Annotated in this window: 8 protein-coding genes; 2 read left to right on the forward strand and 6 right to left on the reverse strand. The window is 36.8% G+C overall.

What is annotated here, in order from left to right; genetic code table 11:
- Window positions 1-377: 377 nt before the first annotated feature.
- Window positions 378-1,142 (forward strand): GntR family transcriptional regulator, encoded by a 765-nt coding sequence (locus tag PVE40_RS11350; protein ID WP_274732053.1) that lies wholly within the window; start codon window positions 378-380, stop codon window positions 1,140-1,142.
- A 470-nt stretch (window positions 1,143-1,612) separates the two neighbouring features.
- Here the strand turns inward: PVE40_RS11350 and PVE40_RS11355 are convergent, their stop codons facing one another.
- The 3 genes from PVE40_RS11355 to PVE40_RS11365 are packed head-to-tail and all read right to left on the reverse strand — an operon-like array spanning window position 1,613 to window position 6,496.
- A complete protein-coding gene (locus tag PVE40_RS11355) occupies window positions 1,613-2,590 on the reverse strand; it encodes an SGNH/GDSL hydrolase family protein (protein WP_274732054.1) in 978 nt (325 codons plus the stop codon).
- Window positions 2,584-5,031 carry a hypothetical protein gene (locus tag PVE40_RS11360; protein ID WP_274732055.1) on the reverse strand — a complete coding sequence of 816 codons (2,448 nt, stop codon included), beginning with the start codon at window positions 5,029-5,031 and terminating at the stop codon, window positions 2,584-2,586. Before PVE40_RS11360 ends, PVE40_RS11355 begins: the two co-directional genes overlap by 7 nt.
- Window positions 5,032-5,065: 34 nt before the next feature.
- A complete protein-coding gene (locus PVE40_RS11365; protein ID WP_274732056.1) occupies window positions 5,066-6,496 on the reverse strand; it encodes an L-fucose/L-arabinose isomerase family protein in 1,431 nt (476 codons plus the stop codon).
- 136 nt (window positions 6,497-6,632) lie between these two features.
- Between PVE40_RS11365 and PVE40_RS11370 the strand changes: the two genes are divergently transcribed.
- Window positions 6,633-7,412: an AraC family transcriptional regulator gene (locus tag PVE40_RS11370; protein ID WP_274732057.1), complete on the forward strand. Its 780-nt coding sequence runs from the start codon at window positions 6,633-6,635 to the stop codon at window positions 7,410-7,412.
- Between the two features lie 14 nt (window positions 7,413-7,426).
- Here PVE40_RS11370 and PVE40_RS11375 read toward each other — a convergent pair whose 3' ends face one another.
- The 3 genes from PVE40_RS11375 to PVE40_RS11385 form a co-directional block, all read right to left on the reverse strand.
- Window positions 7,427-9,121 carry an IS1182 family transposase gene (locus PVE40_RS11375; protein WP_274732058.1) on the reverse strand — a complete coding sequence of 565 codons (1,695 nt, stop codon included), beginning with the start codon at window positions 9,119-9,121 and terminating at the stop codon, window positions 7,427-7,429.
- Between the two features lie 251 nt (window positions 9,122-9,372).
- Window positions 9,373-9,843, reverse strand: a complete 471-nt coding sequence (tnpA, locus tag PVE40_RS11380) for an IS200/IS605 family transposase (protein ID WP_274732059.1) — start codon at window positions 9,841-9,843, stop codon at window positions 9,373-9,375.
- A gap of 286 nt (window positions 9,844-10,129) precedes the next feature.
- Complete coding sequence (locus PVE40_RS11385) at window positions 10,130-10,987, reverse strand: ROK family protein (protein WP_274732060.1); 858 nt, start codon at window positions 10,985-10,987, stop codon at window positions 10,130-10,132.
- Window positions 10,988-11,203 lie beyond the last annotated feature (216 nt).

An 11,203-nucleotide genomic window follows, 5' to 3' on the forward strand; every position in this document is an offset into this window, starting at 1 on the left:
TCTTTGGCGGAATTACATTTTGAGTGTACCACGAATGGCTTATTTATTTGTCTAGCTTAATTTTACAATCGACGTTTACAAAAAATAATTAATAATTCTGATCTTTATTTTTAGAAACTCCTAAAAGCAACCTTCTTATAATATTCCACCTTTCTTTTTATTATCCTAATTTTCTTGCATTCTCCACCCCCTCTTAGTTTGTCCAAATTTTCTAAGAAAGTTTGGAATTAGATCATTTTAATGTTAAATCTTTTTTCTATTACATTTTAACATTAACAAATTAAATGTAAACACTTTTATCGATTAAAATAAATACTTTTAAAAAAATAAGTTATATAGTATAATAATTAAAAGTAGCCTAAAAGGAACGATAAAACATGAATAAACACGAAGAAATCACAAATATTATTAAAAAGAGAATATACGACAAAACTTACCCTTCAGGAACTTTGATTCCACAGCAAGATGTCCTGGCAAGAGAATTTAAAGTAAGCCGTCCAACGATAAAAAAAGCTGTGGACAGTTTAATTGCCTTGGGGCTATTAAGCAGTCAAAGAGGGATTGGAACCCGGGTTTTGAGCCACGATATTTCTTATAAAACAAATGAATATCCAGCAGATATCCATAAAGGACTAACTTATTTACTAGGAGAAGGAAGAATTACGTGTATCATAATTAATTTTAGTTTGGAATTTCCAGACGATCATTTGCAAAAAGCATTGCAGCTCTCCTCGAGCAGTCCTGTTTACAATATTATCCGCTTAAGAAAAATTGATAATAAACCTTATGCGATTGAACATACATTTATGCCCGTCGAATTAGTGCCTAACCTTTCAGAGGATGTCCTTTATCATTCTATTTATCAATATATCCAAGAAACACTTGAATTAGAATTCAGTGGAGCTTATCGGAATATTCATGCCGATAAACCTTCAGAGCTTGATCAGGAATATCTAGAATGCAGCTTTGATGATCCAGTATTAGAAGTAGAGCAAGTCGTTTACTTGAAAAAAGGTGCTCCTGTAGAATATTCAAGAAGTAGACACAAATATAATAATAGTAGTTATTCTCTGTATGACCCTTTCCTAAGAAAACAATACAATAACGAGCAACGTGGTGTTGCAATTGAATCGAATGAATAATCTCAATAAGATATTGGAAAAAGGCATTAAATTATAACATTTAAAATCTGAGACTATAGATTCTAGTTACATGGTTTGTTTCTTTATAGTTCCTGCGACAAGTTCTATTTGTTTTTCTCTAATTAAGTTTGTCTCGGTCTCTTTAATACAGTTAAGTCTTTTGCTACATAACTCTTATAGATTCATACTTTATGGGGCTGGGAAAAAAACTCCCAGCCCCTTGTCTATACTCGAATAATACAGCATAAATGTGCTCAAAGAGACAGCCCCGACTTCTACTTCGTCATGTCTGTAGTAGCATTTACTACGTACAGACATGATACGATTTAGTAAGTGCTCAGAGTGCGTCTTTTTATGATCAGATGGTCTAGAATTCGCTCCAGTTATCATTAGCTCTTGTTGCTTTAGCAACTTATGGATAGGCTAAACGCCTTTTTTCCCACTCTCTACAAAAGTATCTTAGAAACCTTTTAAAAAAGTGCCTTTTTTATAGCTACTAAATATAAATGATGCCCATAATCATTCGGATGGTTCAAATTATTTAGCAATAAACTTTCAATTTTTTTCCCAGCTTTTAATTCCTTTTGCCATTCTTTTTGGACATCCACAACTGTTATCCGTTTCATTGGCTGAAAAGACCGTATAACTTCAGCATATTGTTCTATATTTTCGCTGGTATATACCCACCGGGGATTTGGCAAACATGAAGTAAACAATAAAATATCTGCATCTGTTTTTTCTCTTATTTCCTGAATCATAGTACTTATGTTTTCTCGAAATTCTTCTATTGATATGGCATTGGTTCCATCCACTTGTCGGGTTTGGTCGTTCATTCCATAGGCTATTGAAACTAAATCAGGCTGCTCTTGAATTACTGCCTTTTCCACTCTTTGTAAAGCACCTCTTGTTGACTCTCCAGGATGAGCATGATTCACAATCTCTAGATGAGCTTTAGGGAATTGTCTCTTTATCCACTCCCAAAAAAGAAAAGGATATGCTTTATCAGATGCGGATGCTTCATACCCTGCACTAATACTATCTCCAAATACGACATATTTTCCCTTTTCTTTATTATCAATTTTTTGGAATAATTGTGATAAAGAAAATTTGTTTATTTTCCCCCTACTCTCTTCTATCTCCTCAAATTCCTTATACGTGTAACGAACCACACACGTATAGGGTTGATTTGAATAATTATTATAGAGTATGTGATTAAATGACTCCTTCCCATATAAAGGATGAGTGGACCAGTCTGGTATTCGGCTATTTTTCGTTCTTCGAATCCTACTTGTTTCTTCATCATAGAGGTAATCTCTCCCAGCTTGAAAAGAACTATTTTCTCCATAGAGATGAATCCGAAGTTTAATTGGTTGTTCGGGAATAAAACGAAGTTTTTGCCACTTCGTTTCCTCAAATAGAACGGGCTCCTCTATTACTTGTATTACCATGTAATCTCTACCACTCCTGTCACATTTTCCATCACTACTTTATCTTTTAAAAATTTTGTCCATTCATCTGCTTTTTGACCGTTCAACTGCAACGCGACTCTTTGTTCTTTAATTGCTTCAACTGGTGGATAAATTGTTAGCTTTGCATTCTTGAGATTATTTACTTTTAATCTCCTGTTAGTTTGCATATGTTTCATTGGAACAGGAGAAGCTTCTCTACAAATGACTCCATTACAGTTTTCTTGATCAACAAAAACACGGCATTCATTGTAGAAAGTACGGTCTAATGAATAAGAACCTTTGGAATTTCTGTTAGATGTAGTTTCACCAATCAATAATGGAATTCCCTCCGGAAAACGGAATACAAATTGCACGGCTGTATTTTTTTTGCTACCTACAAATCGAAACCCATTATCTTTTCGAGTTAAAAATAACAAAGCAGATGAATCACTTATCTCTGTTTTAGACTGTAAAAGCGTGTATCCAAAATCCTGTAAAAGATATCTCATTAAAACCGTACTATCCATGAATTCTTTTGTTTGCTGAATAGGAAGATTGGTTACATTTGCTTCTTGATAAGGAAGAGACCCCCTTACCCATGCCACCTCTCCGCCATTCCATTCAGGATTTGAACGATGTAAAGCAAATACGCGATTTTTTTCTCCCTGTGCTACTGTTGCATGTACTGTGGTATGATGATCTCCTTCATTTTGCAATATTTCTGAAATTGGTCCGTCCGAAATTTTCGAATAATGTATGATTTTTAAATATCGCTCATCCTTTGTCAGGATTTTATCTGTCTCAAAATCTTCAATGTGAAGGGCTAGTTCCCCCTCCAAACCTACTTCATGCTTTAGATTCAGTAACCGGAGCAGTTCTTCATTTTGAACTGGTCCATATAAAAGAACTTTCCCACCTTGCTGTACATGTTGGATCAGTTTTTTTGCTTTTTCTGCTTGCAGCCAGAACGTAGAGGCTACGAGAATCGTGTTATCCCAATTAATGAAATCACTTTCCATCCAGTTCCCGCTACTAATGACGGTATTCATCGGCAATCCTTCGTTAATGGCATTCCGCATGAACCAATCATGAAAAAAAACCGCAGAGGTGTTGCTTTCATCTTGTTCAATGATCTCATGAAGCTCATCAAAAGGATAAATCCAAGTGAGTAATCCCGGTTGATTTGGAAAATTCTGCAAAGCCCTACGCAAATGAGGAAAAACTTCTTCTGCAACTTCCTCATCCAACACCCCTTTTTCAGTATCAATAGTCAGTAATTCAATGATGCCAGGAGGTTCTAATTCTCCATTTTTGCCTATTCTCGCTGCACTAAGAGGACAGTAGATATCATGCGGCTCTCTATCATACAGATCTTTCCAAGGATTTTGCCAGAACCAAGGATCATTTGGATAATACCGGAATGGATAAGTTTCTCCCGGAAGCTCTGCAATACGAGACATATACCCTACCATTTCCAGTCCAAAATCATAGTTCAACGCTCCCCAAGGAGAATTTGGTGGTGGCAGTTCTACATACTTCTTCTCATATAATTTTTTCAAAGAAATAAAATCTTTCGCTAAATCCATTCCTGTTCCAAAATTTGTACCTCTTAATTCCGTTGGATAATCAGGACACTCGCGTTTAAAATGTTCCCAGAAAGACATAACTTTTTCTGAAAGTTCTTTATAATTCGCCAATGGCATGTTTTTTCCATCATAGTTTGCACCAAGATAAGTCCAAGGGAAATAAGATAAAGCGAAGCCATTTGAAAACCAGATGTAATCAAACCCGATCTCGGGCAAAAAGCTAGAGCATTGCTTCCCCAGAAACTCTCCAAATGGTGTCCTTTTTGGAATTCCTTCTGGATAAGCCGCATATGAAAAATTATCTTCTTTTAACTGAGACCAAGTACACACTACAGTATAATCAGCTTTTAACCCAATAAACTGCCCACCTAATTCAGCGTGATTGATTTCAGGGTGAGTTTTATATTTAAAATCTGAATAAGCAAATTCCGGACCCGCGTCAAACGTTGCTCCCACTTTAACGTCCAATTTATAAAAATTTTCACCAACTTCTTTGAATGTTTGGACAATTCGTCGTAAGTCACGATAAGTAATAATGGCAGGATTTTCAGTATAAAGAATTGCTGTTCGTGGATCATCTTCTTGAATGTGACTGAATGTCCACTCATTTGCAAATCCAATATATCTTGCCCATTCGATTTCTGAATCCAAATTCCCATCCCAAACTAGAATTTCACTACCATCTGATACCCAAAGTAAAATAGAAACAGATTCCGAGATTCCAATTAAAGGCAGCCATTGACGAAACGCTTCTCTACAAACTTCCTCTATTGCAGATTGCTCCATGCTATAAAATGGTTTTAGACTCATTTCGAGTGTAACACGTTTTAATTGTTTGTCTTTTTTAGTTTTCATCTTTATCCCTCTTTTCTTCATCAATTAATACTTATTACACTTGCACAACTTCTATCCCCATAATTTTCCCTATTCTTTTTATATCTTTGGCTACGTGTCCTACTCCTAAAGCAAGATGATGAGTTGGACCTGCCATACTCCACCTTTCAACAAATTCAGCAGCACCGCAGCTAAATTTACATCGTGTATTTGTGTTTCCGGTTTTTGGAATATCTCCAGGAAGGGACTCCCCTTCTGCAACAATCATTTTATAAGTCCCGTCATACTTTTGAGAAATACTCAATATTGTGATGGGTCCATTTTTTATACTAAACTCAACCCCAATTCCTGAGCCAGCTTTCCCATGGAATAAATCCAGTCCGCGCATGATTGGTTTTCCTTGGCTGATATTAATGTTGTGAGGGCCATCATGTCCTACCAAGACAATGTCATCTTTAAAGTCACAAGGATGAAGCTCTGCAAATGATCCGCCAGCTTCCAGTCGATCCATTATCAGCATAGCAGCACATGTCTTTAAATCCGCTTCGCCAGCTAGCGGTACTCCTTTCCCAGTTAAGAGTGAGTTCCCAAGAACCATGCTTGCACCTAATTTTTCAAATGAACTTTCGTGTTCCCCTCGATAGAAATATGCCAGCCCACTAAGATTATTTTGTTCAATTAACTTATCAAGTCCTACCGCAACCTTAGCCGAATAATATAAATCTTCTTCTTTAATTGGCTTAGTGATTGGATCAATAAATGGGTCGGCTATCTCAAACGTCTGATTAATTTCCTCTATTTTTTTCTCTACTTCTTTATCATCAACTTCATTCACTATTATCTCTAAATCATCCATCTCTAACATTTGAATATGCGAATCAAAGAAGGCAGTGAACATAGTAGGGTCAGAATGCAAATCATACATACCTTCATATGTATGACCTAAATAGCCAATCTTTGTATATTTGAATGCTCTCCTTGCGTTAGCAACTCGGCACCACGATTTCAACTCTTCCCTTACTCGCTTATCATTATTTAGTGTTCCTACGATATATCCAGCAGCTGGCTTGCCGAATCTTTCTAATACCCCTCCTATTTCCGGTAAAGCAACAATATTGTCGTTTACAAGTTGCATGTACGTTGTCGTTCTAGTGTAATCTAACTTTTCTAAAGGCTGTAATGCTATTAAAATAGTCGGAACGTTCAAATTATGTACTAATGTAGCAGCCAAAGAAGATGTGACATAGGTAGTTAAATTCACGAAAAGCAAATCAATATCATTTTTTTTAAGTTTTTCTACACTTTTGAAAGCGTGCTCAATATTATCAACAAAACCGCCTGATATAACAGTGACCTTCTCTTGTTGAAGCAATGCTTCAATTCGCCTCCCATTCTCTATTAATTCTTCTTTCAAACCTTCAAATTGATGCCAATAAGGCTCATGTCCCAATGAAACAATTCCAATTTTTGCTGTTTTTCGAATCACAATCAAAACCCTCTCGCTATATATAATTTGTAACTGTTTTCATTATAAGGTATTTCTTTTGTCTACTATATGAATCATTCTATAAATATTTGAGTTTTTCTATGATTAAGTTATAATTGTTCTAGAGGTGATGTAAATGTTGGAACCTATTTCGGTTTATTTCGAGGAATGTGGCGAAAATTGGTTTGTTACCGAAACCATTGCTTCTTCCCACATTTTATTGATGATGACACATGGTGAAATTATTTATACATTAAACAGAGAAACTTTCCATCTAAAAAAGAATGATGTATTATTTATTCCTAAAGGAATAATCCGAAAAGCAAAGAGTATTACTCCTCACACTTGGAATGTCGTTCATTTTCAATACCAGGGAGAAGGAGAAGCGTTACCTCTATTGCAGAAGGACGAAGCTTTTTTAGTGCACTTTCATCAAAATGAATATTTAAAACAACGATTTTCCTTGTTGATTCAGCATTGGTTACGGAAACCAAAATTCGCATCTACAATGCATCATAGTATCCTACTTGAAATTCTTACCATTATAAACGAAGAAAAAGAAACAGGTAGAGCATATGACAAAGCGTCTGTTCTTGCTGCTCAAATTCAAGACTATATTGTTCACCATTATCGAGAGAATGTTACTTTGGAAGAGTTAGCCGAATTAGTTGATCGAACACCTAACTATATTAGCTCTGTTTTCAAAAAAACCACAGGCCAATCCATTTCTGCTTATAAACAACAAATCAAGATACTTGCCGCGTGCGACCTATTAAGCAAATCACAGATGAATGTAGGCGAAGTATCGTCTTATCTAGGTTTTTGTGAACAATCTTATTTTAATAAAATATTTAAAAAAGTAACAGGCACTCTTCCTTCAACTTATCTAGAAGAAAGAATAAGAGTATGGCGATAAGGTTTCTAATCGTTCTATTCCATATAAACATACTGGGAAAAAACTAGCCTCAAATAAAAAAATCGTAATGAAATAATCAAAATTCTGATTGTTTCATTGCGATTTTTATTTTTCACTGAATTTTTGTAAAAAACTTCCGCTTTTCTTCTAGCCTCAAGGGCTAGTTTTGTAAGATTCATGCTCATAAGCATGATCCCGATGTCATTATGAACGGCTTGCTTGCCTCTGACATGGGTTCTGCGCATGCTAAATACACCTTTCATACGACCAAAAACAGTTTCTACGTCAATTTTTCGTTGAGCGTAGATGGCTTTACCACGATCGCTTTCAAGGTTCTCTTTTGCATGTTGCTTGAAGTATTCCCAGTTATAGTTGACCGCTGTCTGGCGCTGGGCACCTTTCGGTGTCTTGGCTAATTGCTTGCGTGTCTCGTCCTGTTGTTCCACATCAGCCCTGTATACTTTAAATTGTCTGCGGAAACCATTCTTATCATTTCGCGTACGATAATGTGAGAAACTAAAACGGACGCCATCTAAATCCGTATAAGCATCTTCAATCTCGTCATAATCCCAGTTGGCGCGGTGTTTAGGATTCGAACGATAGGCTTTACTGTTCTCTTTATGATACATACCGTATGGGATGAGCGGTACTTTCTGAAAGGTATCTAGAACCGCCTCGTAATTTTCTTCACTGCCATAGCCGGCGTCTGCGGCAATATATTTAAATAAATCTAACGTTTGAATGGATTCTAAAAAAGGGATAAACGTGCGTGTATCCGTCGGATTTGAAAAAATATCATAGGCAATGACAAACTGATTGCTCGATGCGACTTGAAGATTATATCCCGGTTTTAACTCGCGGTTCTTCATCGGATCTTCTTTCATACACATGAACGTTGCGTCTGTATCTGTTTTTGAGAAACTGTTGCGGCCTTCAAATGTGGCGTTTGCTTCTTCATAGCGTTGCTTACGCGGCAAGAAATCTTTTTCGCATTTATTCCGATGTTTCTTGAGGATGCGACGACGTCGCTTCTGTTCCGAACCACCTTTGGGAATCACTTTTTCTTCTGTAATCGCAGCTTCAACGGCCACAAGTTCTTTGTCCAGGGAAACGATTATTTCTTCAATGCCTTCCGACGTTTTTAATGTCTCTTCCGATAAAGCGAGGTTTACTTTTGCCTGGATGAGTTCATCATACAATTCCGAAACGTTGTCATTGAGTTTTGCTTCATAGCGTTCGATTGCTTTCTTCCAAGTGAAACTATAAATATTTGCATCGGCTTGTATCTTTGTACCATCGATATAGAGAGCGTCTTCATGAATCAAGCCGTTGTCACTCAAGAGTGTCGTAAAAAGAATGAAGGCATACTTGATGAGTTTTGATGCGTGCTCGCTCGAACGGAAATTATTGATTGTCTTGTAGCTAACAGAAGTATCGCCCGTTAACCACTTCATAGGAATGGATTCTTCATTCATCCGTTCCATTTTGCGTCCAGAAAAGGTTGTGCGACTATAGGCAAACAAACACATCTTTAAAAGCATGGCGGGATGAAAGGCAGGTCGTCCCGTATGAGACGTCTCTTCAAGGAGAAATTCCGAAGGAATAGAATCCACAAAACGGCTAATGAGACGTGCTTCATGATCATTCGGGATTGTAAAATCCAATTGTAGTGTTAAGGCCGTTTCCATTGTGTTATAATTCTGATACATAGTGAGTCACTCCTTTGGTTTTTGGTCGTACTTAAATTATAAGGTATTTGGCTCACTGTGTCTTTTAAAACGATAAAAATCCCCAACTCTTTCATTTTGAAGGAGTTGGGGATTTTATTTATTCAGAGACTGAGTTTTTTCCCAGCCCCTTGCTCTTCGGCTGAAAGCCTTTATTGTCGGCCTAGGCCTGAAAGGCCTACTGAAAAGTCTCCCTCCTGCACTACATTCACGCGTTGATTCTAAAGAATCTCTTATTTTTTCTTATTCTTTTCTCCGGTGAATGGATCAAACTCTTCAAAGAGTGTCAATTGATCACTCATATAATCATCTTTCAGCTGATCTCGAATATACTGTTGAATCTGTTTTTTATTCCGACCCACGGTATTCACAAAGTACCTGCGGTACCAGAACTTCCGATTGCCATACCGATATTTCAAATTGGCGTGCCGATCGAATATCATTAAGCTGCTTTTACCTTTCAAATAACCCATGAATTGGGAAACACTCAGCTTGGACGGGATACTGACCAACAGGTGGATATAATCCCGACAATCGTTTGCTTCATGGATTTCGACACCTTTTCGCTCGCAAAGTTCACGAATAATCTGACCAATCCTTTGACGGTACTCTCCATAAATGATTTGTCTTCTATATTTTGGGGCAAAAACAACGTGATACTTATATCTCCATTTGGTGTGTGCTAAACTATTCTTGTCCTGCATGGGACGACCTCCTTTTATTGTGAATGTGGCGGTCGGGAAACCAGCCATATTCACAATAAAAGGAGATTTTTTTGCCCCACGCTGGAAGCGCTTTGGAACCCCCGGTGTAGCCAGGGTTTTTCGAAAAACATAAAAATACCTGTAGATAGGAGACTCTTTTTTACAAGTGTCCTATCTACAGGTACCATTTTAATCGATTTTTTTTATTTGTAACCTTTTATGCATTTTTTTCTGCTATCCATACCGAGTATTCCAAACATCGGCAGATTCAGTATGAAATGTTTTTTTATTTTACTTCATTAGCTAAAATGATTGAACCAGTTATTCCTGCATTATCTCCTAACCCTGGCTTTACCAGGTAATTATCTAATTCAGGAATAGGAACATAATTTGCTAATAAGGAAGAGAATTGTTTTTTTACTTTTTCCAGCATACCGGGTGCGTTCATGACCCCTCCGCCTAATACAATACGTTCAGGACGAAGAATAACTGTATAAGCTACTAGAGCTTGCCCAATATAATAGGACATAAATCCCCATACTTCATGATCTACATCAACATCTTTTCCAGCTCTCCCTAAACGACCATTTATGGACGGTCCGGCAGCCATTCCTTCTAAACAGTTTCCATGATACGGACAGAATCCTTCATATCCATCTTTATCATGTGGGCGAACTAACAGATGGCCCATTTCAGGATGGCCAATTCCAGCTAATAATTCCCCATTAACAATCGCTCCAGCACCAATTCCTGTTCCGATTGTGATATACATTGTATTTTTAAGTCCTTTTGCCGCTCCAAGTTTTGACTCTCCTAATGCAGCAGCATTCACATCTGTGGTCCACCCGATTGGAATAGAATATCTCTCCTTCATTGCTCCTAGAAAGTTAAAATTTTTCCAAGGTATTTTGGGAGTAGAAAGGATATAACCATATGTATCAGAAGATTCATTGATATCAATCGGACCAAACGATCCAATTCCAATACTTGCTAGACTATATTGATCAAAAAAGTTGAAAACACTTCTTAATGTTTCTTCTGGAGTTGTTGTTGGAAAAGAAACGCGCTCGATTATCTCATTTTTTTCATTTCCTATTGCACAAACAAATTTTGTGCCTCCTGCTTCGATTGCTCCTACTAACAAATTAAGTCTCCTATTCTTCTAAATAATTTTTATTTCTTCTAACATTTAAAACTTTTTTATATCATTATAGTATGTTCTATTAAAGTTCTCAATGAGAGTGTAAAATATTTTGTGTAAATAGAAAAAAGGAAGTCCCTTCTGTAGAATAGAGTTACCACAACACATTCACAGAAAAGAGGACTTCCATATGAACGATTTTACTACAGAAATTCTAAA

It is taken from the genome of Jeotgalibaca caeni, assembly GCF_028863945.1.
In the GTDB taxonomy this organism is placed as follows: Bacteria; Bacillota; Bacilli; order Lactobacillales; family Aerococcaceae; genus Jeotgalibaca; species Jeotgalibaca caeni.